This window comes from Arthrobacter sp. NPDC090010 (assembly GCF_044748305.1).
Classification (GTDB): Bacteria; Actinomycetota; Actinomycetes; order Actinomycetales; family Micrococcaceae; genus Arthrobacter_E.
The window spans coordinates 439,353-462,914 of the sequence record NZ_JBIVFT010000003.1 but is presented as its reverse complement, the minus strand read 5'-3'; the positions used below and the strand labels follow the sequence as shown (position 1 = coordinate 462,914).

The following is a 23,562-nucleotide window of genomic DNA, read 5'->3' as shown; positions in this document are numbered from 1 at the left end:
CGTATCGCGGACTCGGCCCTTCCCTGTAGCCTCGATAGCGGACTCACGGACCGGTAAGCCCACGGACAGCAGGGGAAGGACGGACCCGGGCCGCCCACGACAGGGCCCCGGAACCCTGACGGTTCCGGGGCCCTGTCACCGCGGCTCGCCCTCCCCAGTGCGGCCGGGTCCATCGGACGGTGCTACTTGGTGCCGCCCAGATGTGCCGCCCACGGGTAGTAGACGTAGTCGAAGGACGCCGGCGCCCCGGTGATGCGGTTGTTCATCCAGAGGTCGTTGTGCAGCTCGACACCCGGGAACATCGGATTCATCTCGTCATAGAGTTTCTTCTCGGCCTGCGCCACCACCTTGGCACGCTCCCCCGGGTCCTTGGTCCCGCGGGCCTGCGCGAACAACGTGTCGATCCCGTTGTACCCGGACTGATTGAAGGTGCCGCCCGTGACGGCCGTGGTGGCAAGCCAGTCGAGCGGGTTCGGAATGCCCGGCCAGAACTGCGTGTAGAGCAGATCCGTGGAGCCGCGCGTCGCCGGATCGTACAGATAGTTCGAGTAGCCGGTGGCGGGCACCACGTTCAGCTTGAACTTCAGACCGATCTTGTCCGCGGAGTCCTTGATGGAGACGCCGAGCTGCTGTGTCTCGGCCTGGGCGGGTACCACCAGGCTGATCTCCTTGTTCTTCACCTCCGCCGGGACGTTCGCCAGCAGGGCCTTGGCCTTGTCGAGCTGGGCGGTGCCGTCCGAGGTGACGGTCCCGGCGAGTTTGTCGAGTTCGTCCTTCGCGAAGCCGTACACGGACGGGGGCGTCTGGAGCTTGCTCGGCGTGCCGAGGCCGCCATAGACGGTGGCGCCGATGCCCTTCCAATCGATGGCGAGCTGAAGCGCCTTGCGTACCTCCGCGTTGGCCAGCGCACCCTTCGGGTTCGCCACCACCAGGGTGGTCTCCAACGGCGCCGCGCCGACGTAGTACTTGCCCGCGGACGAGCTCTTCAATTGGGCGGCCCCGGAGGTGGGGACGTTGTACGTGCCGTCGATCTGCCCTGCGAGCAGGCCCGAGGTGATCGCATTGTCATCGGTGAGGAAGGTGAAGTCGATCTCCTTGACCTTCGGCTTCAGATCCTTGTTCCAGTAGCCGTCGTAGCGCGTCGCGGTGATCGACTGCCCCTGAGTCCACTTGGTGAACTTGTACGGGCCGGTGCACATCAACCCGGTGCCGGGAGTGCCGAACTTCTTGCCGGCCTGTTCGTGGAACTTCTGCTCGACGACGACGCCGGCCGTGCTGGCCAGCTCGTCGTTGAAGAGATAGTCGGGCTTGGACAGCTTGACGGTCACCTGGTGAGCCCCGGTCTTGGCCACCGAGGCGACATTCGCGTACAGGTAGTTGTAGAACGAGGTCTTGTCGGTCAGGTTCTGCTTGAGGCTGTACGCGACGTCGTCGGCCGTCATGGGTGAGCCGTCCCAGAAGGTGACGTCGTCCCGCAGCGTGTAAACCCAGGTCAACGGGTCCGGATTGCTGAAGGAGGACGCGAGGCCTGGCTTGATCTGGAAATCGGGCGTCTGCTGCAGCAGGCTCTCACACATGTTGGAGTTGATCATGTTCGGGGTGTAATCGGCCGCATGGTACGGATCGACGGTCTGGGGTTCACCCTGGAAGACGTTCCAGGTGACCTTGTCGACCTCCCCGGTGCCGGCCGGCGTGAGCGTGGTCAGCGCACCGCCGTCGGAAGACGGGCTCTGGACGGCCTTGCTGCTGCAGCCCGACAGTACGGAGACGGCGATGAGGCCGGCCGCGACCATCGTGACACTGCTGCGGCGCAGGCCGGACGAGGTGGTGATGTGCATGGTGGATGCTCCTTGGCTCAGGATCGTGCGATGCCGATGGCGGGGTTCCAGCCTTCGCGCGGCACACTGTCGCGCAGCAGGCGGGTATAGGGATGTTGCGGGCGGTCGAGCACCTCAGCGGTGGCGCCTTGTTCGACCACCGCGCCATGACGCATGACGATCGTGTCGTCGCACACCTGGCGGATGACCGCGAGATCGTGGCTGATGAACAGGTAGCTCACACCACGCTCCTCACGGATGTCGGAAAGAAGGTTGAGGATCTGCGCCTGGATGGAGACGTCGAGGGCTGAGACCGCCTCATCGAGGATCAGGATCTCCGGCTCGGCCGCGAGTGCCCGGGCGATCGCGACGCGCTGGCGCTGCCCGCCGGAGAGCGCCTTCGGCAGTGCACCGAGCTGACGATCGTCCAGACCCACGAGCTCTCCCAGCTCACGGACCCGGCGCTTGGTCTCCTCGCGGTCCAGCCGGAAGTGCACGCCGATCACCTCGGCGAGACAGTCGCCGACCCTCTGACGGCGATCCAGGGAGGTGTACGGGTCCTGGAACACGATCTGGATGTTGCGGCCCCGCTCCCTCAGTTCCCGGACGGTGCGGGCGGGCTGCGTGCGGTCCTGCCCTCGGAAGAGGATCCGTCCTCCGCTGGGCTGCTCCAGACCGATGATCATGCGGGCCGTGGTCGTCTTCCCGGAGCCGGACTCGCCGACGATGCCGAGCGAGCCGCCGTCGTGCAGTTCGAAGCCGACGTCGTTCACCGCGGTGGCCTGGTTGCGGCCCTTGCCGAAGTGCTTGACCAGATGCTCGACGGCGAGCAGTGGAGTCGTAGTGGGCGTGGGGTTCACGGCGTGACCTCCTCGGCGGTTTCGACGACGGCGGGCAGGAGCCGTCCCTTGAGCTCCGGCATGCGCACACAGCGGCTGTCACCCTGCTCACCGATGCGCAGCAGAGGGGGCACCTCCACCCGGCACGCGTCCTGGGCGAAGGCGCAGCGCGGTGCGAAGGCACAGCCGTCCGGTGCCTCGTACGCCGTCGTCGGGTGGCCGGGCAGGGCGGGAAGACGCCCCGCCCGGTGACCGATCTCCGGGCGGGCCTGGGCCAGCGCCGCGGTGTACGGGTGCAGGGGATCGTGATGCAGCCGGCCGGCGGACTGACGTTCCACCAGCTGGCCGGCGTAGAACACCACGGTGTCGTCGCAGACGGCGCTCGCGAGCTCCAGATCGTGGGTGATGAAGAGCATCGCCATGCCGTATTCGGATTGCATGCGCTTGAGGATCGTCATGACCTCGGCCTGAGTGGTGACGTCCAGCGCGGTGGTGGGCTCGTCGGCGAGGATGAGCCGGGGCCGCACCGCCACCGAAGCGGCGATCATGACGCGTTGCAACAGCCCGCCGCTGAGTTCGTGCGGATACTGGCGCAGGCGGCGCTCCGGGTCGTGGATGCCCACTTCGGCGAGGAGGTCGACGGCGCGGGCCTCGGCGGTCTTCCGGGGGACCTTCTGATTGGTCCGCAACGCCTCGGTCAGGAAGTCGCCGATCCGGCGGACCGGATTGGTGTGGGCGCGGGCGTCCTGGAAGATCATGGAGACGTCCCCGGCGCGGTACTTCCGCAGGGCTTCGCCCCGCAGATCGAACACCTCGGTTCCGGCGAAGCGGATGCTGCCGGAGACGTCGGCACCGGGTGGGAGCAGGCGGGCGATGGTCCGCACGGTCATGGACTTGCCTGAGCCGGACTCCCCGACCAGGCCGAGCGCCTTACCCTCCTCCAGTTCGAAGGACACGTCCTTCAGCACGGTCCGCAGCTGTCCGGCGACGGGCAGCTTCACGGTGAGGGAGTCGACGGACAGGAGTGGCTGGGCCGCGGACTGGGATGCGGTCACGACAGGGCCTCCGATCGTTCGGTGAGGCGGTCGCCGAGGACGTTGACGGCGGCGACCGTGATGACGATGAGTGCACTGGCGAAGAGCGCCTCGTCGGGGTGTCCCTGGAGGATGCCGGACATGCCGGTGCCCACCATGGCGCCCCAGTCCGCCGTCGGGGGCTGAACGCCCAGGCCGATGAAGGAAAGGCCAGCCAGGTCCATGAGCGCGAAACCGAAGGCGAGCGTGGCGTTGGCGACGATCAGCCCGGAGATGTTCGGCAGGATGTGCTTGAGCGAGATCAGCACGCCCCGCACACCCTGCACACGCAGCGCCGCGACGTACGGCAGATTGCGCTCCCGCAGGGCCGCGCTGCGCACGATCCTCCCGATGTACGGGATGTAGGCGATGGAGAGGGCGGCGATCGCCGCGGGCAGGCCGGCCCCGAAGAGCGCGGTCGCGAGGATGGCAAGCAGGAGCCCCGGGAAGGCGAACACGGCGTCCATGACCCGGACGACGAGCTGATCGAACCAGCCGCCGAACCAGACTGCGGCGAGGGCGAGGGCGGTGCCGAGAACAGTGGAGACGAGGACGACCAGGAACGGCCCCAGCAGGGCGGTGCGCGAGCCGATCATGAGCCGTGCGAAGAGATCCCGGCCGCTGGCGTCCGTGCCGAGCAGATGCCCGGCCACCGGATCCTGATACGCCTCGGAGAGGCTGACGGCATTGGGGTCCACACCGCTGAGCAAGGGCCCGATGGCCGTGATCAGCACGATGAGCGCCAGGGCGCCCACGGCCGTCCAGCCGGAGATTCCGAAGGCGCCTGCCCGACGGATCCGTCGTGCGGTGCGGGCGATCATGCGCCCATCGGCGGCGGCGGTGCTCATGAGTCGGTCCTTCCGAGCGAGACACGGGGGTCTAGGAGCGAGTAGAGGAGGTCGATCAGCGTGTTCAGCACGATGAACGCGGTGACGTAGACCATGCAGATCGCCTGGACAACGGGGAAGTCCTTCTGCTGCACGCTCGCCACCAGGAACTGCCCGAAACCACCGAGCTGGAACACCTGCTCGACGACGACGCTGCCCGCGATCAAGCCCGCGATGGTCAGGCCCGCAACGGTCAGCACGGGCATGGCCGCGTTGCGGATCACGTGCCGGCGCACGATGAACCGGCCCGCCAGGCCGCGACTGATGGCGGTCTGGACGTGGTCCGCAGCGAGTTCCTGCCGGATGGCCGCCTGCGCCAGCCGGGCGACGAATGCCACGGACGCCAGGGCCAGCGCGATGGCGGGCAGCACCATGTGATAGACCGCGTCCAGGCCCGGCGTGCCGGCGCCGAACACCGGGAACCAGCCGAGACTCACGGCGAAGACGAGGATCAGGATGACGGCGGCGACGAAGGTCGGCACGGCCATGGTCGCCGTCGCGAGCGCCATGACGGACCGGGACAGGACGCCCGGTTTCAGACCGGCGAAGACGCCCACGGCGAGACCGAAGAGGAGAACGATCACGGCCGCCATGACCACCAGCAGCAGGGTCGACTGGGCTCTGCTGGCAAGGAGCGAGGAGACCGGCTGGTTGTAGATGATCGAGGTGCCGAAGTCGCCGTGCAGGACGCCGCCGAGCCAGCGCAGGTACTGCATCCACAGCGGGTCGTCCAGGTGGTACTGGGCCTTGAGCTGGGCGATCGCGTCCGGGGCCATGGAACGCCCATGTGTGAGGAAGGTCAGGGGGTTGCCCGGCGCCAGGTACAGGGAGCCGAAGACCACCAGGCTCGCGACGAACAGGGTCGCCAGCAGGCCGATCACGCGCTGCCCGATGAAGCGGACCAGGGCCCAGCCGGAACCCGAGCCTGCCCCGGCGGCGGGCTTCGGCGCGGTTCCTTGAGGCGCAGTTGCTTGAGGCGCTGTGCCTTGGGATGCCTGCGCTGCGTCCGGGCTGCTCACGCGTCCGCCTTTTCGCGGGACGGGGCCTCGTGCACGGTCCGGCCCCCGATGACGGTGCGGATCACCCGGGTTTCCAGCAGTTCGTCGACGGGGGACGTGAAGACGTCCCGGTCCAGCACCACGAAATCGGCGTGCAGTCCGGCCGCGAGACGCCCGTAGGCATGCTCGGCCCGGCACGCCCAGGCCGCGTCGCGGGTGGCGTGTTCGACGGCATCGGCGAGCGGGACGGCGTATTTCGCGAGGTTCGGTTCAAGGCCCGGTTCCAGGGCGGAACGCCGGGTGGCCGCGACGAACATATTGGGCAGCGGGGCTTGCGGCGAGGTGGGCGAGTCGGTTCCGAAGACCAGCGGGGCTCCCGCCTCGCTCATCTCCGACCAGGGGTAGCCGCGCTCCGCCCGCTCGTCCCCGAGCATGGCGCGCCAGTTCCCCTGGATGGCGGGGTCGGCATGAACGGGCTGCATGCTGGCGGTGATTCCGAGCGCCGCGAGGCGCTGGATGTCGGCGGGATCCGTCACTTCGAGATGTTCGATCCTGTGCCGCCGCTCAGCCGGCCCGTTCTCGGCGATGGCGTGCTCGACGGCGCCGATCGCGATCCGGATGGCCTCGTCTCCGATGGCATGCATGGCCACCTGGAGTCCGGCGGCATCGGCTGCCGCGACCACCGGGGCGAGCTCATCCAGGCTCCAGACGGGGGTGGCGGTGCTGCCGTCCGCATACGGCGCTCCAAGCGCGGCCGTGCAGCCGTCCACCGTCCCGTCGATCAGTACCTTGATGCCGGTGATCCGCAGCCATTCGGAGGAATGTCCCGCAGCCAATCCGGCCACACGCTTCACCTGAGCCAGGTTCTCCTCCAGATCACCGGTGGGCTGCACTCGCCAGTGCGCGGCGATCCGTGCGGTGAGCGTCCCGTTGGCCTCGGCTCGCTCCATGGCGGCGAGGTCGCCGTCGTCGAGCGCCATTTCAGTGCTGGCGGTGACCCCGATCTCGCGGTAGCTGGCCAGCGCGGCCGCCAGGGCGGCATCGCGCGCCTCATCGGTCACCTGGGCGTCCAGCTGCGGCCAGACGAGACGGTGCATGGCGGTCTCGTCGACGTAGCCGGTCGCGTGGCCTGCGGCGTCGCGATGCACGGTGCCTCCAGGAGGCGAGACGGTGTGCTCGTCGATGCCGACGGCGGCCAGGGCGGCGCTGTTGAGCCAGATCGAATGGAAGTCGTAAGCCTGCGCGTACACGGGGCGGTCCGGCACGACGGCGTCGAGCTGGCTACGGTCCGGGACACCGCCGGGGAGCGCGCCGTGGTTCCAGCCGTGGGCCCGGATCACGGGCGCTTCGGGATGGGCGGCTGCCCAGGCGCCGATGCGGCGCTGGATCTCGGCGAGGTCTGCGGCACCCCAGAGATCGACCTGGGTTGCCGCCTCTCCGGTGCCGACCACGTGGGCGTGACCGTCAACGAAGCCCGGGAGCACCGTGCCCCCGTCGAGATCGATCTCGGACGTGCCCTCGGACGCCAGACGTCGGGCGGTGGCCAGTTCACCCGTGTAGACGATGCGCCCGTCGTTCACGAGCAACGCCTCGGCCCAACGCCGCTTGTCAGCGGTGAAGAACCTGGCGTTCCAATACAGTTCGGATGACAACGCGCTCTCGCTTTCCTTCAGCTTGTGCCGTCAGCCCGGATGTGATGCGACTCACTCCGGCGGGCATGGCAAAAACGTAAGGAAGTAAAATGTTTTACTCAAGAGGTGCGCGGATTTAATTTCTCAGGTGATCAATAAGACGTGCGGCCCGGCTCAGAGTGAACGCAAGACCACCAGGGCCACCGCTCCCAGCAGAAGCACCAGCAGCGCCACCCCGATCGCGGCACCTGCCGGATGCCCGAAGTTCACCGTCCAGCCGACACCAAGCCGTCGAGGGACCATGAGCTTGGGGTCCTCGGGATCGACATAGAACAGGCCGGCCTTCCAGTGCCGTGCCTCGTCCGCGGAAGCCTCTCCGGCAGGCGTCTGGGCGATGAGCCGGCGCCAGCGCAGATAGAAACGGAACAGTACGACGGCGATCGCCACCAGGAGCACGATCACTCCGAACGTGACCGCCCACGGGCGTGCGGGCAGAAGCCAGGAGGCGATACTGATCCAGCACACCACCGCCACGATCCAGAACATGAGCTGTCCCAGCAGGGCAGTTCCCGCGTCACGGGCGACGCGGAGCCGGCGTTCATCCCAGGCCGGGTCCCCCGAGGGCACGCCCCGCACGGGCATCGAACGGATCAGATAAGACAAGGCGAGGAGGAAGACGGCGAGACCCGCGGCGATCATGATCTGGGCGAAGACGCTCCACACGCTCTTCTCCGAGAACCTGTCCGGAACGCCGTCTCCGCCCCAGTGCGTGGGGACCGTTTGCGGGAGGGAACCGTAGACGGACATCCCGACCACCGTCGTCACCACGATCAGCAGCATCGAGACACCGAACCACAGCAACGGCACGGCCCGGCGACCGTGTGCAGCGCTCTTGCCGTCAACGCTCATGATGCTCCCCTCCGTGGGCGGCACGCCCCTCGGCACCACCCTACGTCCGGCGCTGTCCGCAGCCGGGAAGCGTGAGGAAAGCAGCGCCGACACGACGAAGCCCCCGGAACCAGAAACGGTTCCGGGGGCTTGCAACGGTGGGCCCTGAGGGGATCGAACCCTCGACCTATGGATTAAAAGTCCACTGCTCTACCAACTGAGCTAAAGGCCCTCCTGTCCCAACTGGGACGTCACTACTCTACCGTAGGCGACCGCATCGCCGTCGCGGCTTTCCACCGAGCCGTCCGGACTGTTCCGCGGCGACCTCACCAGGCGTAGCGTAGGCACATGAGCGAGAACCAGGGAGCCCCGCGGCACCACAAGCCCAAGCCCTTCGCGCCTCTCGACTTCGAGCCTTTCGCGGGCGGCGCGGATCCTGCACGCGTGTCTGAAGCCGCCCACCTGGCGGCGCACGCACTCGTGAAACACGGCCGCGCGAACGAAGACCCCGAGGTCACCAAGCGCCTGGTCAAGCTCGCGGACAAGCAGGGCATCGAGGTCATCGCCGAGCTCTGGGCCGAGAGCCCCGCGCACTCGCTCCCCGGCGCCCTCTGGCGGTTGTACGCCCTCCGCGCAGCCATCGTCCAGGACCCGGACCGCATGGCCCTCTACTTCAACGCCGGCAAGGAAGGCGCTCAGGTCTCCCACGCGGTCGCGGGTGCGGCGGAGCCCCCCGGCGCGGATGAGATCCGCCACATGTCGGACGCGATCCTCTCCGGGGCGTTCGACGGCGAATTCGACGTCGCGCTGGAACGTTTCGCGGCTTTCTGCCGCGTGATCGCTCTCGGCCAGGCCCGGCTGGCGGACTCGGCGGAGTTCTCCAATGAAGCCCACGCCACCAAATTGACCAAAGACTCCCACCGCCTGGTCCACACTGCGGACGACCTCGAGTTCGCAGCGGCGGCATGGCGCAACGGGCACCTGGACTGAATCCGGAGAACCACTCAAACCGTCTGCTGTCAATGTTGACTAGGAGCCCCGGACGTAGAAAACTGAACTTGGTGTCGGGCCGCGAAACCCCCGGGCTTCAACAATTCGCCGCTTCGAGCGGCCTACCGCCGAGAGGCGTATCCGGTCCGGCACCATCAAATCTGCTGGCGCGCGCGCCTGATCCCCTTACGCCAGCCAAGGACACCGGTAAGACGTGAAACTCAGCCTCTTCCCCCAGGAGACTGCCGGACTCAGGCTCCTCACCCAGCTGGCCCGCCAGCTGGTCCTCGGAACCGGAACACTGTCCGAACTTCTCGGTGCCCCCGCAGCCGATTTCGAACGCCTCGTCGAAGAGATGCACGAGCACGAGGGCGAATCGATGAATCTGCACTACGCGCTGCTGACCCATATGCGCACCAGCTTCATCAACACCCTCCCCCGCGAGGACATGTTCACCCTCTCGCGTTACCTCAATGACGCCATGGAGAAGCTGGACGGCGCGGCCGAGCTGATCGCCCTCTACAAGCTCGAACGGCTGCCCAAGCGCGCAGCGGACCAATTGGAGATCATCACCCGCCAGGCCGAACTCACGGTCGAGGCCATGCGGATGCTCGACAATCTGGATGAGTTGGAGGACTACTGGATCGAGGTGCTCCGGCTGGCCAAACGCGCCGAGCGGACTCACCGGGTCTGGGTCGCGGACATGCTCAAGGACATGAAGTTCGCCCAGTACACCCGCCACCGGGACGTGGCCAATCAGCTCGTCGAGGTCACCAAGGACATGCGTCGCGTCGCCACCTCGGTGGGAGCGATCATCGTCAAGGAATCCTGAGTGGTTCCCCTCTTCCTCACCCTGGCCGTGCTGCTGACGGTCGCCTTCACCTTCCTCAACGGCTTCCGCGACGTCTCCTCCGCCATCGCCTTCGCCGTCCGTTCGCGAGCGCTCACGGCGAGCGTCGCCGTCGTGCTCGCCGCGTTGTTCAACCTGCTCGGAGTCCTGCTGGCGTATCCGGTGGCGGCGTCGATCGGGACGGACTGGATGCATATCCCAGGAGGTACCGGCGGACTCAGCCTGCTGATCTCCGGGCTCGCAGCCGGCATCGTGTGGAATATCTTCACCTGGTGGAAGGGCATGCCGTCCTCCTCCACGCACGCCCTGTTCGGCGGCCTCTTCGGGGCGGGCGGCGCAGCCCTGCTCAAGGGCGGCGACCAGATCCCCGAAACAGCTGCCACACTGTGGAACTCGGTGGCACTGCCCCTCCTCGTGTCCCCGGCGCTGGCGTTCCTGCTGTCCTATCTGCTGGTCTGGCCGACCATCTGGGTGGCCCGGAATCTGCAACCCAATGTGGTCAACCGGCGTTTCCGCCGGGCGCAGGCGATCACGGCGGGCGCCGTGGCCTTCGGGCACGGACTGCAGGACGGGCAACGCACCTTCCTGGTCATGCTCGCCGCCCTGGTCGCCGCCGGTTATGACGACGGAGCTCCACTGGCACCGATGCTGGTCGTGCTGGTGACCGCGGCCATGACCCTCGGAACCCTCTTCGGCGGCTGGCGTATCTCCTACACGCTGGGACACCGCATGATCCGGGTCGATCCGATGCGCGGCTTCGTGACCCAGTCCGTGGGCTTCGCCCTGCAATTCATCGGAGCCATCGCCCTGAGCTGGCCGATCTCCACCACTCACACCATGACGGCGGGCATGTGGGGCGCCGGGTCCAACCAGCGTTTCCCGGAGACCAACCGGCCCGTCGTGCTGCGGATCCTGGGCTACTGGCTGGTGACACCTCTCGCCGCGGCGGCCGTTGCCTTCATCTTCCAGATGGCCCTTTCGGCCCTGCTCTGAAACGGGGCGAACCACGCCGCAATCCCGCCGAACTCGCTGGTTCCTTGCCGTTTCGCGCTCAGGATGCGCGATCTCGCACAGAGTTCGCGAGTTCGGCGGAGCTGAGATCATGAGTTCCCGTTGAAACCGTTCCTTATGTCCACGGCGTCCGGACTCACCCTTCCGGCAAGGCGCCACCGCATCCGGCCTCCCCGACACATCCACCGGGCCCGACCGGGACGGAAGAAAGCAGCCTCTCCTTGACCTCCGTAGTCGCCTTCGGCATCATCGCCGCGGCAAGCTCCGGAGCAGCTCCCACCGCATTTCTCATCGCCACCCTCACCCTCCTGCTCGCCATGCGCTGAGCTATGCACGGATGGCCGGTCAGTACCCCGATTCAGGCTCCGCCTACTATGTCCGCACCAGGCGTCAGCGCCCTCTGAACCTGTTCACTCACGTGGCGCTCCCGGCCCTGGGCGCCGTGATCACCGTCTGGATGCTGACTCAGCTCAGTGGCATCGCCTTGACCGCGGGCGTGTGCTGGCTCGCGCTCGGCTTCGTCTACCTGCTCTGGCTCACCCGGGGATTCCGGCGGCCCACGCCGAAGATGCGTCTGGACGAAGCGGACACCACTGCGATTCCGGAGAAGGTCTAGGAGTCCAGACCCGCCGTCGTCGGTGGGATTCCCAAAGCCGCGGCGGAGGCGTGCATGGCGGCCTCCGCCGCGTCGACGTCGAGGTTCTGGTTCCCGTTGACGATATGGAGGCTGTACGCGTCCTCCATGACGGCCATGTGCATGCCGATCGTGGCCGGCGGGAGCACCGGGTGGAAGTCCCCCGTGGCGATGCCGCGTTCGATGATCCCCTGGTAGGTGGCGACCTGGCGGAGGTACATGGAATCGGCCAGCGTCAGATGCAGCGAGGAGCCCGCCGCCAGGATGTTGAACTGGAAGATGAGCCGCATGAGTTCGTCCTCCGGCCCCTCTGGGAGGCCCGCGCGGATGGCCACGGCCAACTGCTCACGGGGACCGTCGACGGCGGCCACGGCGCGGTCTCGTTCGTCGCAGAACCGTTCGGTGCCCGCCCGGTGCACTTCCACGAGGAGCTCGTCCAGGTCGCCGTAGTAGTAGTGCACGGCGCCACGGCTCAATCCGACCTTCTCGGCGACGTCCGCCAGGGAGATGGAACGGAGACCCTGTTCGTTGATGACCTTCGCGGCGGCCGTCATCAGGTCCTGGCGTCGCTGGGATTGGGTATTGGGTCGTGCCACGCATCCGACGCTAGCAGAGCCTGGCACACCTTAACGTCTCTGGCCCCCACCAGCGACGGTGGGGGCCAGAGACGTTCCTGAGGGAGGAAACCCGCCGGGGAAGGGCCCAGCGGGAGCCGATCACCCGAAGCGGCCGGAGACGTAGTCCTCGGTGGCCTTCTGGCTCGGGTTGTTGAAGATGGTGCTGGTCTCAGCGAACTCGATCAGCTTGCCCGGCTTGCCGGTCCCGGCGATGTTGAAGAACGCCGTCTTGTCGGAGACGCGAGCGGCCTGCTGCATATTGTGGGTCACGATCACCACGGTGTAGGAGTCCTTGAGCTCGTTGATCAGGTCCTCCACCGCCAGGGTGGAAATCGGGTCCAGGGCCGAGCACGGCTCGTCCATCAGCAGCACGGCCGGCTCCACCGCGATGGCGCGGGCGATGCAGAGGCGCTGCTGCTGCCCACCGGAGAGGCCGGATCCGGGCTTCTCCAGACGGTCCTTGACCTCGTTCCAGAGGTTGGCGCCCTTGAGGGACTTCTCCACGAGGGCGTCCGCCTCGCCCTTGGAGATCTTCTTGTTGTTCAGCTTCACGCCGGCCAGGACATTGTCCCGGATGGACATGGTGGGGAACGGGTTCGGACGCTGGAACACCATGCCGATGTTGGTGCGAACGGTCACCGGGTCCACCCCGGCACCGTAGATGTCCGCACCGTCCAGCAGTACCTCGCCCTCCACGGTGGCGCCGGGCAGCACCTCGTGCATGCGGTTCAGGGTTCGCAGGAAGGTGGACTTGCCGCAGCCGGACGGACCGATGAAGGCCGTCACGGACTTGGCTTCGATGTTGATGTTGACACCCTCCACGGCCAGGAAGTTGCCGTAGTAGACGTTCAGGTCCTTGACGTCGATGCGCTTGCTCATTGCTGTGGTTCCTTCGGAATTCTGAGGATGTCTCTAGCGACCCTGCTTGGGAGCGAAGATCCTGGCGACCAGACGGGCGATGAGGTTCAGCAGCATCACCAGGATGATCAGCACCAGGGCTGCGCCCCAGGCGCGCTGGTCGGACGGGCCGGGGTTGGACGGCGAGGTGGGGTTCAGGATCTGCGTGTAGATGAAGGTGGGCAGCGAAGCCATCCACCCGCCGAACACGTTGTTGTTGATCGCGGTGGCAAAGCCGGCGGTCACCAGGATGGGCGCGGTTTCACCGATCACGCGGGCGATCGCCAAGGTGACGCCGGAGGCGATACCGGAGATCGCCGTCGGGATGACGACCTTGAGGATGGTGCGCCACTTGCGGACACCGAGCGCGTAGGCGGCTTCGCGCAGCTCGTTCGGGACGATCTTGAGCATTTCCTCGCTCGAGCGCACCACCACGGGGATCATCAGCACGGAGAGTGCGACGGCGGCGACGGCACCGGTTTTGGTGCCGGGACCCACCACGATGAAGAAGAAGGCCGCAGCGAACAGACCCGCGACGATCGACGGGATGCCCGTCATGACGTCGACGAAGAAGGTGATCGCCTTCGCCAGCGTCTTGTCGTTTCCGTACTCCACCAGGTAGACGGCGGTGAGCAGGCCCACCGGAACGGAGATGACCGTGGCCAGCAAGGTGATCTGCACAGTGCCGATGAGCGCGTGGTAGACGCCGCCGAGCACCTTGGTGCCGTTCTCCACGGCCTTGTTGTCCGTGGCGCCGGTGACCCCGTTCATCGAGGTGCCCAGGAAGCCGGGCGTCACCAGGCCGGGGATGCCGTTCACGAGGGCGGTCCAGATGACCGAGACCAGCGGGAGCACGGCCACGATGAACGCGCCCACCACCAGGCAGGTGGCCAGCTTGTCCTTGGCCTTGCGCGCGCCCTCCACGGCACCGCTCCAGGCCACCAGGCCCACGGTGAAGAGGACGGCGGTGAAGATGCCCCAGCCGAAGGCATTGAAGCCGATCAGGTTGATCAGGGCGGCGCCGAGCACCAGAGCGACGCCGAGCACGGCCCAGGGCGCGTACTTGGGCAGCTGGCCCTTGGTGAGGGCGGAACGACGGCGTGTGGGAGTCATGGTCGCAGACATGTCAGTTGGCCCCCGAGAATTCTTTGTGCTTGGTGATGATCCAACGGGCCACCATGTTGACGGCCAGCGTGATGACGAAGAGGACCAGGCCGGCGGCGATGAGCGTGTTGACCTGAACTCCGGAAGCCTCCGGGAAGTTCAGTGCGATCTCAGCCGCGATGGTCTGGTTGCCGCTCTGGATCAGGCTCGCGGTGAGCGCTCCGGAGGAGAGCACCAGGGCCACCGCCATGGTCTCGCCCAATGCACGGCCCAGACCCAGCATGATGGCGCTGATGATCCCCGGGCGGCCGAACGGCAGCACGGCCATCCGCACCATCTCCCAGCGTGTGGCACCAAGCGCCAGTGCGGCTTCTTCGTGCAGCTTAGGAGTCTGCAGGAAGATCTCGCGGGAGAGCGAGGTGATGATCGGCAGGACCATGACGGCCAGGACGATGCCCGCGGTCAGGATGGTCTTTCCCGTCGCGGACGCGGGTCCTGCGAAGATCGGGATCCAGCCGAGGTTCTCAGCCAGCCAGGCGTACCCCGGGGCGATCGACGGGGCCAGGAAGGCCGCCCCCCAGGCGCCGTAGACGACCGAGGGGATGGCGGCCAGCAGATCGATCACATAGCCGAGGGCCGAGGCGAGCCGGCGCGGGGCGTAGTGCGAGATGAAGAGTGCGACGCCGATGGCCACCGGAGTCGCGATCACCAGAGCGATCGCGGCGGCGATCAGCGTGCCGATGACGATGGGCCAGATGTAGGACCAGAATCCCGCACCGCCCTGAATGTCTTCGGGCTTGGCCACGAGGGCCGGGAAGGCCTGGACCACCAGGAAGGCGGCCACGCCGAACAGGACGACGAGAATCAGGATTCCGGCGCCCATGGCGGTGCCGGAGAAGACCTTGTCGCCGGCCCGTCCTGCGGCCGTCGACCTGGTCATGGTGTTGCTGCTCACTTAACTGCCCTTCCAGTCGAGTGTTCGGACCCGCCTCGCCGCAATACGGCTGGGACGGGATAACGGGAAGGTTCCCTGCCCGCGCGTTCCTCCTCATCCCCTGCGGACCCCCGGAACCGGGGTCGTCCTTCAGGGCGGAACGTGCTGGGCAGGGAACCTTTCACCTCAGTTCAGGCGTTTCAGCCCTGAACCTTGATGCCCTCGATGGAAGCCTTGGCCTTGTCCTGCAGAGCCTTGCTCAGCGGAGCGGACTTCGCGGCGTCGGATGCGGCCTGCTGACCGGCGTCGCTCACCACGTAGCTTTCGAACGCCTTCACCAGGTCAACGGTCGCCTGGTCCTTGTAGGTGCTGCAGACGATGTGGTACGAGGCCAGCGTCAGCGGGTAGGACGAAGAGTCCTTGCTGGTGCGGTCGATCGTCAGGGACAGATCGCCCTTGGCACGGTCGGCGACCGGCTTGCCGGACTCGACGGCCTTGGCGGCACCGTCGGCGGTGGGCTTGACGAAGGTGTCGCCCACCTTGATGGACGCGACGCCGAGCTTGCCGGAGACTGCCGAGTCATCGGCGTAGGTCACGGCACCGGGGGTGTCGGTGACGGTCTTGACGACGCCGGAGGTGCCCTTGGCGTTCTCACCCTTGAGAGAGGACGGCCAGACGCCGGCAGCCTTGTCAGTCCACACGGACGGGGACACGGCGCTCAGGTACTGGGTGAAGTTGGTGGTGGTGCCGGAGTCATCCGAGCGGTTCACCGGGGTCACCTTGAGGTCGGGCAGCGTGACGCCCGGGTTCAGGGCGGTGATGGCCGGGTCGTTCCACTTGGCCACCTGGCCGCGGAAGATCTTGGCGAGGGTGTCGGCGTCGAGCTTGAGCTCCTGGACGTTCGGCACGTTGAAGGCGACCGCGATCGGCGAGATGTACACCGGGATGTTGATGGCGCCGTCCGGGCCGCACTTGGCCTTGGAGGAGGCGTACTCGTCATCCTTGAGGTAGGCGTCCGAGCCGGCGAACTGAGCGGAGCCGTCCAGGAGGGCCTTGCGGCCCGCGCCGGAACCGTCGGGGGAGTACTGCACATTGGCGCCGGAGTTGGCACCGGAGAAGCCGGTCTTCCAGGCGTCCATGGCGGCGCTCTGAGAAGTGGCGCCCACGCCGGTCAGCGTGCCGGTGACCTTGGGGCCGTTGCTGCTCGGAGCAGCGGAGTTGGCACCGGTGGCGTTGTCGGAGCCGCACGCGGTCAGCGCCAGGGCGCCTGCTGCGACAACGGCGAGTGCCGCGTGGCGGCCGAAACGAAGAGCCTTCACAATGTTCCCTTTCAGGGTTCCTGATTTCGCGTCGGCCTGTGACTTGCTCGTCCTCCCCCTCCCGGGTTGACTGGACGGCGCTGCCGACGGCGCGTACCTTTTCTGTACCTTCATCGAAACTAGGGAGCCCAGGTAACGGGATCCGCGGTTAAAGGTGAACGAGAGGTTAACCGGCCGTGGACTCTCCGTGACATCGTTCCGGGTCGCATTGCGTTCGCCGCCTGTCAGCCGTAAAGACATCTGCTTAACCGCCGTCCACTCCCACGTGAACGCGCTCCCCCACCCTCGCTTCGCTCGCGCGGGGCCCCTCGCCGCATAGCGCCCAGCACGCTCCCCCACCCTCGCTTCGCTCGCGCGGGGCCCCTCGCCGCATAGGCTTAGGCCATGGCGCGTCTCTCATCCCTCAGGAAGGAAGTGAAGGACCGCGCCACGACCGGCGCCATCCGGACCCGGGAATCGCTGGTGCCTGCGCTTCAGATGACCCTGTGCGCAGTCGGCGCGTACACCTTCTCCGAATTCGTGCTGGGGCACGTCGGTCCCTTGTTCGCGGCCACGTCTTCCCTGATCGCCCTCGGCTTCGCCCGCGGCACCAGGATGCGCCGGGTCCTGGAGGTGGGCATCGGCTGCACCCTGGGGATCGCAGTGGGCGAACTGCTGCTGCACTGGCTCGGCTCCGGCATCCTGCAGGCCGCCGCCGTGCTCCTCTTCTCGATCCTTCTGGCGCGCTTCCTCGACGGAGGCGCCATCTTCGCCACGCAGCTCGGCCTCCAATCGCTGCTGGTGGTGCTGTTGCCCGCGCCGGCCGGCGGCCCCTTCACGCGCAGCCTGGACGCCGTCGTCGGCGGCACTTTCGCCTTGCTGGTGGCCTTCCTGACGCCTCGCGATCCGCGCGAGGAACCGCGACTGGAACTCCGTGGACTCCTGCAGCAGACGGCGGAGGTGCTGCGCGAATGCGGCAAGGGCCTCATGGAGAGCGACTCCACGCAGGCCTGGCACGCCCTGGTCCGGGCCCGGAACTGCCAGCCGAAGCTGGATGCCCTCCGCTTGACTCTCCGGGCCTCGGACGAGGTGACCACGATGTCACCGCTGTACCGTCGGCACCGTTCGGAGGTGTCCCGCCTGAGTGATGCGGTGGAGTTCCTTGACCTGGCCCTCCGCAATTGCCGGGTCTTCGCACGCCGCCTGACCAGTGCCATCAACCACACCGCTCTGAGCGACGAGGCGACACAGAGCATCGCCGAGGTGTTGCTGGAGACCGCGGACGCGGTGGACGTCCTCGCTGCGGGCTATGCGGGCGACGACGGTCGGGGCCGCGAGTCCGCTCTGCGCAGCGCCCGGCAGGACCTGGCCGCCCTGGCCACACGGCTGCACCCGAAGCTCCTGGGGGTGAACCGCTTGGAGGGTGAGACGGTGGTGATGCTCTTCCGCCCCCTCATGGTGGACCTGCTGGAGACCGCCGGCGCCGAAGCCGAGGAAGCCCGCGACTACCTGCCTGAGCTGTAATTCCTGTCAGGACTCCTCGATACCCTTGGAGACATGGCAAGCAAGACCGCCCGTGGCAGCAAAGCGCCTGGGTACAAGTGCACCGAATGCGGCTGGACCACCATCAAATGGGTGGGCCGCTGCGGCGAGTGCCAGGCGTGGGGCAGCGTTGTGGAAAGCGGCGCCACTGTCGCGCGCACGACGGCGGCCGCCACCGTGCTGGAGCCGGCCGTCCCTATCGCATCGGTCGACGCCGCCGCGGCGGCGTTCCTGCCCACGGGCGTGGACGAGCTGGACCGTGTACTGGGCGGCGGGCTGGTCCCGGGTGCGGTGATCCTGCTGGCCGGTGAACCCGGCGTCGGCAAGTCAACCCTGCTGCTGGACGTGGCGGCACGCTTCGCACGGACCGGGCAGGACGTCCTCTATGTGACCGGCGAGGAGTCCGCGGCCCAGGTGAAGCTGCGGGCCGAGCGGATCGACGCCGTGGCGGACACACTGTTCCTCTCGGCGGAAACGGACCTCTCCCAGGCCCTGGGCCAAGTGGAACGGGTGGAACCCAGGCTCCTCGTGGTGGACTCCGTGCAGACGTTGAGCAGCCCCGAGGTGGAAGGCTCTGCCGGTGGCGTCTCTCAGGTCCGTGAGGTGGCCGCCTCGCTCATCGCTGCGGCCAAGAAGCGGAACATGACCACCCTCCTGGTCGGACATGTGACCAAGGACGGTTCCATTGCCGGCCCACGGCTTCTGGAGCACCTGGTGGATGTGGTGTGCCAGTTCGAAGGCGAGCGGCATTCCCGGCTGCGGCTCATCCGGGCCGTGAAGAACCGCTATGGCCCGACGGACGAGGTGGGGTGCTTCGACCTGAACGAGGATGGCATCGAGGGGCTGGCGGACCCGAGCGGGCTGTTCGTCTCCCGTACCAAGGAGCCGGTTTCCGGCACCTGCATCACGGTGACGCTGGAGGGGCGGCGGCCACTCGTGGCAGAGGTTCAATCGCTTCTGGCAGCCTCTTCCAACGCCCAGCCTCGCCGCGCCACGAGCGGTCTCGAGAGTTCCCGCGTGGCCATGCTCCTGGCCGTGCTGCAGCAGCGGGCCGGGTGTCAGCTCCACAAGGACGACTCCTACGTGGCCACGGTGGGCGGGGTGAAGCTCAGCGAGCCGGCCACCGACCTGGCGGTCGCACTGGCGGTCGCCTCGGCGAAGGCCGGCAAGGCCCTGTCCAGCCGCCTCATCGCCTTCGGAGAGGTGGGGCTGGCCGGCGAAGTCCGCCCCGTGCCCGGGATCAACAAGCGGATCCAGGAGGCGAGCCGGCTCGGCTTCACCCACGCCGTGGTGCCCTCCAGCCCCAATGGGCCGGGCCCGATCCCCGAGGGCTTCACCGTGAAAGAAGTGGAACACCTGGCCCAGGCCTTGGAACTCCTGATCCACTGATTCCGGCCGGCCCTGCTCTCGTCCGGCTGTGTTCCTGCGCGCATACCCGCCCTCCGTGCGCTCACCCGCCTTCCCGTTACCGCGAAGTGACAGGTGATGCCCTTTCCCGGGCCGGGAAGGGGCGCCAACTGTCACTTCGCGGACGAGGCGGCAGGCGACCTTGATATGTCGGAAATTTCCGACGTATAGTGAATGGGTGCTTCCCGACGTCTTCGGCGCCCTCGCCAACCCCACCCGGCGCCACATGCTGGACTCTTTGCGGGGCAGCCCCCGGACCGCCGGCGAACTCACAGCCACCCTGAACCTGAGCCGCTCCACGGCGTCCGAACACCTCAGCATCCTTCGCCAAGCCGGACTCGTTCTGGAAGAGCGGCAAGGCCGGCACCGCGTGTACCGGCTCCAGGCAGAGGGCCTCGCCGAAGTGAGCGCCTGGCTGAAGCGTTACGAACAGTACTGGGAAGAACGGCTCGACGCCCTGGGAGAACTGCTCGATGCGAGCGATCCCGCCCCCGAACAAGGAGAACACCCATGACCGAGAACCTCGTCCGCCTCCAGCGCCACTTCCCCCACCCGGCCGAGCGCGTCTGGGCCGCGCTGACCACCCCGGAACTGCTGGCCCGCTGGTGGGCACCCGGCGACATCGCCGCCGTCGTCGGCCATCGCTTCACCCTGGACATGCCCGGCTGGGGTGAGCAGCACTGTGAGATCCTCGCGGTCGAGCCTGGCACGAGCCTCACTTTTCTCTTCGCCGAAGGCGTCCTGGACACTCCGATCACGTGGCGACTGGAGGGCGTGCCCGACGGAACAGTGCTGCATTTGGAGCACTCCGGCTTCCGCCTGGACACCCCGGCCGGCCGCCAGGCCCTCGAAGGCATGGGCAAGGGCTGGCCCGCCGTCATCGCACGGATCGACCGGGTCCTCGACGGCGAGCACTGACCCTCGGCTCCCCGTCCTGACGGTCGGCGAAACGGGTCAGAGTCTTGTTTCCAGATCCCGCGGCAACAGCCGTTTCCGCACCGGTCCCTGAGAGCGATTCCGGGGCACTTTGAGCTGTCCTGATGCGGAATTCGGCCCTCTCAGACCCTATGATGGTCTCAGCCGTGAATGACGCACTTTGGGTGTCCCTGGGCGCATGCCGCCAAACGGCCTTTGGAGCCGGGCCGTCGAGAACGGTCCGCACGCCTGAAGGGAAACTGCCAGCATGGCCCGCACACCAGAAGAGACACTCCGGGCGACACTCGCCCGGGTCGCTCCGGGAACCGCCTTGCGAGACGGTCTGGAGCGCATCCTGCGAGGTCGCACGGGCGCCCTGATCGTCCTAGGCACCGATCGCACGGTGGAGGCCATCAGTTCCGGCGGTTTCGAGATCGGGATCGAATTCTCCCCCACCCGATTGCGCGAGCTGGCCAAGATGGACGGGGCGATCGTCTGCGACAAGGACGCCAGCAACATCATCCGCGCGGCCGTCCAGCTGGTCCCCGACTCCAGCATCGAGACCTCCGAGTCCGGAACCCGGCACCGCACCGCCGAACGCGTGGCCAAACAGACCGGTTTCCCGGTGATCTCGGTGAGCCAGTCCATGCAGATCATCGCCCTGTACGTGAGCGGTCTCCGGCACGTCCTGGAAGGTTCCGAGAAGGTCTCCGCCCGCGCCAACCAGGCCCTGGCCACCATGGAGCGGTACCGCTCCCGCCTGGATCAGGTCACGGCCGCGCTCTCCTCCTTGGAGATCGAGGCGATGGTCACCGTCCGCGACGTCGCTGTCACCCTGCAACGCCAGGAGATGGTGCGCCGCATCTCGGAGGAGATCTCGCAGCTGGTCCTGGAACTCGGTGTGGACGGCCGCCTGCTCGCACTGCAATTGGATGAGCTCACGGCCGGCTGGGGCCCGGGAAGCGACGTCATCCTGCGTGACTACGCCGGCCAGGGCGCCTCCGGCGATGACATCGAGAACGCGGTGCTCGCACTGCGGGAACTCAGCGCCCAGGACCTCGTCGACACCCACCGGATCGCGGCCATCATCGCCACCACCGGCGGAGAATCGTCGCCGGATGCCGCCGTCGAACCACGCGGCTACCGCCTGCTGTCCGGACTGAAGGCCGTTCCCGGCGCCGTCGCCGACCGTCTGGTGGAACACTTCGGCGGGCTTCAGTACCTCATGGCGGCCACCATCGAAGACCTCATGCAGGTCGACGGCATCGGCGAGCAGCGCGCCCGCAGCGTCCGCGAAGGCCTCTCCCGGATGGCCGAGTCGAGCCTGCTGGACCGTTACATCTGACCGGACGACGCCCGAGATCGTTGGTTTCGTGCCAATTCGCTTCCTTTATGAGCGAATTGGCACGAAACTAGCGACTTCGTCGTCACCGCAGCGGGGCTGAACCGTCTCAGCCGAGTTGGAAGACGGCCTTTCCGCTGGTCCACTGGCCCAGGGTCGCCTGGAAGACATAGGTCGCTCCCCCGCCACCGGGTGCCGCGTTGATCACCTGGCAGCCCTCCACCGAGCGATTCCGCTGCCAGACGAAATTGGCGCTCTCGCTCTTGCCCGGGGCCAGGGACTTGGAGAGGTTGGTGGGCTTGTCCATGCAGTCCCGGGAGCTGAAGATCCGGTCCTGGCCGCTGGAGACCAGGAACTCCATCTGAGAAGTCCCCATGTTGACCGGGCAAGCCACCGTGCCCTCATTGGTCACCTTGAGCGTCAGAACAGGCTTGTCCTTGGGGCCGTAGCTCTTCTTGTCCGTCGTGGCGGTGACCTTGATCTTGCCCAGGTCACAGCTGGGAGTGCTTGACGTGGTGGGAGTCGACGACGGCGTGGCACCCGGCGTGCTGACGGCACCGGTGGGCTGCGTGGCAGCGGCGTCGTCCTTCCCGGAACCCTTGACCAGTGACATCACCCCGAAGACACCCCACGCGAGGAGCGCGAGGACCACCAGCAGAACACCGAGGACCGCCACACGGCGTCTGCGATAGACAGCCGGGCTGACCTTCCGCGCCGATCCGCCCCTGCTGCTCTGTCCCTGCCGTGCCATGTGCTCAAGCCTAGCCCGCGCGGGGCCCGCGCCGAGCGAAGCGAGGGGTGGGAGCGGGGTAGGCGCTAGCCCGCGCGGGGCCCGCGCCGAGCGAAGCGAGGGGTGGGAGCGGGGGCAGCCGTGGCTGAGCGATACAGTGGATTCCGCCATGACCACGAACAGCATCGACAGCAAACGCCACAGGACATCCCGGCTCATCGAGGAATGGTTCCTCGCCACGGGCCGCGACCTCCCCTGGCGGACCGCGCTGCCACACTCCACCGGCTGCAGTCCGTGGGGCATCATGGTGAGCGAATTCATGCTGCAGCAGACGCCGGTCTCGCGCGTTCTGCCGGTCTGGGAAATCTGGATGACGCGCTGGCCCACCCCCGCCGCGCTGGCCGCGGAGCCGTCGTCGGAGGCCGTCAGGGCCTGGGGCCGTCTCGGCTATCCACGCCGCGCTCAAAGGCTGCACGCGGCCGCCGTCGCCATTGTGGAACAGCACGACGGCGAGGTCCCCGGCACGCGCGAGGAGCTGCAGGCGCTGCCCGGCGTCGGCGTCTACACCTCGGCAGCCATCGCGGCCTTCGCCTTCGGGCGACGGGAGAGCGTCGTCGACACCAACATCAGACGGGTCCACGCACGTCTGTTCAGCGGCAAGGCATTGCCCTCGCCTTCGTTCACCGCCGCAGAGGCCCGACTCGCCGAGGAGCTGTTGCCGGAGGACCGTGCGGAATCGGTCACCTGGAACGCGGCCGTCATGGAACTCGGGGCCCTGGTCTGCACAGCACGCTCCCCCAAGTGCCAGGAATGCCCCGTGGCGACGGAGTGCGCCTGGCTCGCGGCGGGGTCGCCGGAACCGGAGTACGTCCCCAAGGGCCAGTCCTGGCATGGAACGGACCGGCAGGTCCGCGGAGCCGTCATGGCGGTGCTCCGGGAAGCAGGGTCACCCGTGCCCCGGGAGCTCTTCCTGGCCCCACCGGCCGACTGGGAGACCGGCACAGCGAATCTCTCCTGGAGCGGCTCGGAGGGGGCGCTGGGTCGTCTCGATGCCCTGCACCGGTTGAAGGCGGCCCCCGAACAGTTGGAGCGCTGCCTGGGAGGTCTGCTGAAGGACGGGCTCGCGAACGAGTCGGACGCCGGCCTTAGTCTCTGACG

Annotated in this window: 23 protein-coding genes and 1 tRNA gene; 10 read left to right on the top strand and 14 right to left on the bottom strand. The window is 67.4% G+C overall.

Features of this window, described 5'->3' with window-relative positions:
* Positions 1-182: 182 nt before the first annotated feature.
* From ACIPXZ_RS07565 to ACIPXZ_RS07530, 8 genes are all read right to left on the bottom strand, one after another.
* Positions 183-1,838, bottom strand: coding sequence for an ABC transporter substrate-binding protein (locus tag ACIPXZ_RS07565; protein ID WP_400591862.1), 1,656 nt, complete (start codon positions 1,836-1,838; stop codon positions 183-185).
* 17 nt (positions 1,839-1,855) lie between these two features.
* Positions 1,856-2,677, bottom strand: a complete 822-nt coding sequence (locus ACIPXZ_RS07560; protein ID WP_400591860.1) for an ABC transporter ATP-binding protein — start codon at positions 2,675-2,677, stop codon at positions 1,856-1,858.
* Entirely contained in the window at positions 2,674-3,711 is a 1,038-nt protein-coding gene (locus tag ACIPXZ_RS07555) for an ABC transporter ATP-binding protein (RefSeq protein WP_400591858.1), read from the bottom strand. Before ACIPXZ_RS07555 ends, ACIPXZ_RS07560 begins: the two co-directional genes overlap by 4 nt.
* A complete protein-coding gene (locus ACIPXZ_RS07550; protein ID WP_400591856.1) occupies positions 3,708-4,577 on the bottom strand; it encodes an ABC transporter permease in 870 nt (289 codons plus the stop codon). Before ACIPXZ_RS07550 ends, ACIPXZ_RS07555 begins: the two co-directional genes overlap by 4 nt.
* Positions 4,574-5,635 carry an ABC transporter permease gene (locus ACIPXZ_RS07545; RefSeq protein WP_400591855.1) on the bottom strand — a complete coding sequence of 354 codons (1,062 nt, stop codon included), beginning with the start codon at positions 5,633-5,635 and terminating at the stop codon, positions 4,574-4,576. The genes ACIPXZ_RS07550 and ACIPXZ_RS07545 overlap by 4 nt, the downstream gene beginning before the upstream one ends.
* On the bottom strand, positions 5,632-7,266 hold the full coding sequence (locus ACIPXZ_RS07540; RefSeq protein WP_400591853.1) for an amidohydrolase: 1,635 nt from the start codon (positions 7,264-7,266) through the stop codon (positions 5,632-5,634). Before ACIPXZ_RS07540 ends, ACIPXZ_RS07545 begins: the two co-directional genes overlap by 4 nt.
* A gap of 153 nt (positions 7,267-7,419) precedes the next feature.
* Complete coding sequence (locus ACIPXZ_RS07535; protein ID WP_400591852.1) at positions 7,420-8,154, bottom strand: DUF5808 domain-containing protein; 735 nt, start codon at positions 8,152-8,154, stop codon at positions 7,420-7,422.
* 138 nt (positions 8,155-8,292) lie between these two features.
* A tRNA-Lys gene (locus ACIPXZ_RS07530) sits at positions 8,293-8,365 on the bottom strand.
* Between the two features lie 116 nt (positions 8,366-8,481).
* On the opposite strand from ACIPXZ_RS07530, the gene ACIPXZ_RS07525 reads away from it, so the two are divergent.
* The 4 genes from ACIPXZ_RS07525 to ACIPXZ_RS07510 all read left to right on the top strand — a co-directional run bounded on the left by ACIPXZ_RS07525 (position 8,482) and on the right by ACIPXZ_RS07510 (position 11,600).
* Positions 8,482-9,123, top strand: coding sequence for a hypothetical protein (locus tag ACIPXZ_RS07525; RefSeq protein ID WP_400591851.1), 642 nt, complete (start codon positions 8,482-8,484; stop codon positions 9,121-9,123).
* Between the two features lie 214 nt (positions 9,124-9,337).
* Positions 9,338-9,955: a DUF47 domain-containing protein gene (locus ACIPXZ_RS07520; protein WP_400591849.1), complete on the top strand. Its 618-nt coding sequence runs from the start codon at positions 9,338-9,340 to the stop codon at positions 9,953-9,955.
* Positions 9,956-10,966: an anion permease gene (locus ACIPXZ_RS07515; protein WP_400591847.1), complete on the top strand. Its 1,011-nt coding sequence runs from the start codon at positions 9,956-9,958 to the stop codon at positions 10,964-10,966.
* 355 nt (positions 10,967-11,321) lie between these two features.
* Positions 11,322-11,600 carry a hypothetical protein gene (locus ACIPXZ_RS07510; RefSeq protein WP_400591845.1) on the top strand — a complete coding sequence of 93 codons (279 nt, stop codon included), beginning with the start codon at positions 11,322-11,324 and terminating at the stop codon, positions 11,598-11,600.
* Here the strand turns inward: ACIPXZ_RS07510 and ACIPXZ_RS07505 are convergent.
* From ACIPXZ_RS07505 to pstS, 5 genes are all read right to left on the bottom strand, one after another.
* The gene (locus tag ACIPXZ_RS07505; protein ID WP_400591843.1) at positions 11,597-12,214 is read right to left on the bottom strand and encodes a TetR/AcrR family transcriptional regulator; all 618 of its coding nucleotides are present in this window, start codon (positions 12,212-12,214) and stop codon (positions 11,597-11,599) included. The genes ACIPXZ_RS07510 and ACIPXZ_RS07505 overlap by 4 nt on opposite strands.
* A gap of 120 nt (positions 12,215-12,334) precedes the next feature.
* On the bottom strand, positions 12,335-13,114 hold the full coding sequence (pstB, locus tag ACIPXZ_RS07500; protein WP_400591841.1) for a phosphate ABC transporter ATP-binding protein PstB: 780 nt from the start codon (positions 13,112-13,114) through the stop codon (positions 12,335-12,337).
* Positions 13,115-13,147: 33 nt separating this feature from the next.
* On the bottom strand, positions 13,148-14,257 hold the full coding sequence (gene pstA / locus ACIPXZ_RS07495) for a phosphate ABC transporter permease PstA (RefSeq protein ID WP_400591839.1): 1,110 nt from the start codon (positions 14,255-14,257) through the stop codon (positions 13,148-13,150).
* A gap of 1 nt (position 14,258) precedes the next feature.
* Positions 14,259-15,176 carry a phosphate ABC transporter permease subunit PstC gene (pstC, locus tag ACIPXZ_RS07490; RefSeq protein WP_400591978.1) on the bottom strand — a complete coding sequence of 306 codons (918 nt, stop codon included), beginning with the start codon at positions 15,174-15,176 and terminating at the stop codon, positions 14,259-14,261.
* A 194-nt stretch (positions 15,177-15,370) separates the two neighbouring features.
* The gene (pstS, locus tag ACIPXZ_RS07485; RefSeq protein ID WP_400591837.1) at positions 15,371-16,489 is read right to left on the bottom strand and encodes a phosphate ABC transporter substrate-binding protein PstS; all 1,119 of its coding nucleotides are present in this window, start codon (positions 16,487-16,489) and stop codon (positions 15,371-15,373) included.
* Positions 16,490-16,873: 384 nt separating this feature from the next.
* Here pstS and ACIPXZ_RS07480 point away from each other — a divergent pair, with 384 nt between their 5' ends.
* The 5 genes from ACIPXZ_RS07480 to disA all read left to right on the top strand — a co-directional run bounded on the left by ACIPXZ_RS07480 (position 16,874) and on the right by disA (position 21,677).
* Positions 16,874-17,992, top strand: coding sequence for an aromatic acid exporter family protein (locus ACIPXZ_RS07480; RefSeq protein WP_400591835.1), 1,119 nt, complete (start codon positions 16,874-16,876; stop codon positions 17,990-17,992).
* A 33-nt stretch (positions 17,993-18,025) separates the two neighbouring features.
* Positions 18,026-19,399, top strand: a complete 1,374-nt coding sequence (gene radA, locus ACIPXZ_RS07475; protein WP_400591833.1) for a DNA repair protein RadA — start codon at positions 18,026-18,028, stop codon at positions 19,397-19,399.
* A gap of 196 nt (positions 19,400-19,595) precedes the next feature.
* Complete coding sequence (locus ACIPXZ_RS07470; protein ID WP_400591831.1) at positions 19,596-19,931, top strand: ArsR/SmtB family transcription factor; 336 nt, start codon at positions 19,596-19,598, stop codon at positions 19,929-19,931.
* Positions 19,928-20,335, top strand: a complete 408-nt coding sequence (locus tag ACIPXZ_RS07465; protein ID WP_400591830.1) for an SRPBCC domain-containing protein — start codon at positions 19,928-19,930, stop codon at positions 20,333-20,335. The genes ACIPXZ_RS07470 and ACIPXZ_RS07465 overlap by 4 nt, the downstream gene beginning before the upstream one ends.
* A gap of 265 nt (positions 20,336-20,600) precedes the next feature.
* Positions 20,601-21,677, top strand: coding sequence for a DNA integrity scanning diadenylate cyclase DisA (gene disA / locus ACIPXZ_RS07460; RefSeq protein WP_400591828.1), 1,077 nt, complete (start codon positions 20,601-20,603; stop codon positions 21,675-21,677).
* Positions 21,678-21,783: 106 nt separating this feature from the next.
* On the opposite strand, the gene ACIPXZ_RS07455 is transcribed toward disA, so the two are convergent.
* Positions 21,784-22,425, bottom strand: a complete 642-nt coding sequence (locus ACIPXZ_RS07455) for a hypothetical protein (RefSeq protein ID WP_400591826.1) — start codon at positions 22,423-22,425, stop codon at positions 21,784-21,786.
* Between the two features lie 148 nt (positions 22,426-22,573).
* Here ACIPXZ_RS07455 and ACIPXZ_RS07450 point away from each other — a divergent pair, with 148 nt between their 5' ends.
* Positions 22,574-23,560 (top strand): A/G-specific adenine glycosylase, encoded by a 987-nt coding sequence (locus ACIPXZ_RS07450; RefSeq protein ID WP_400591824.1) that lies wholly within the window; start codon positions 22,574-22,576, stop codon positions 23,558-23,560.
* Positions 23,561-23,562 lie beyond the last annotated feature (2 nt).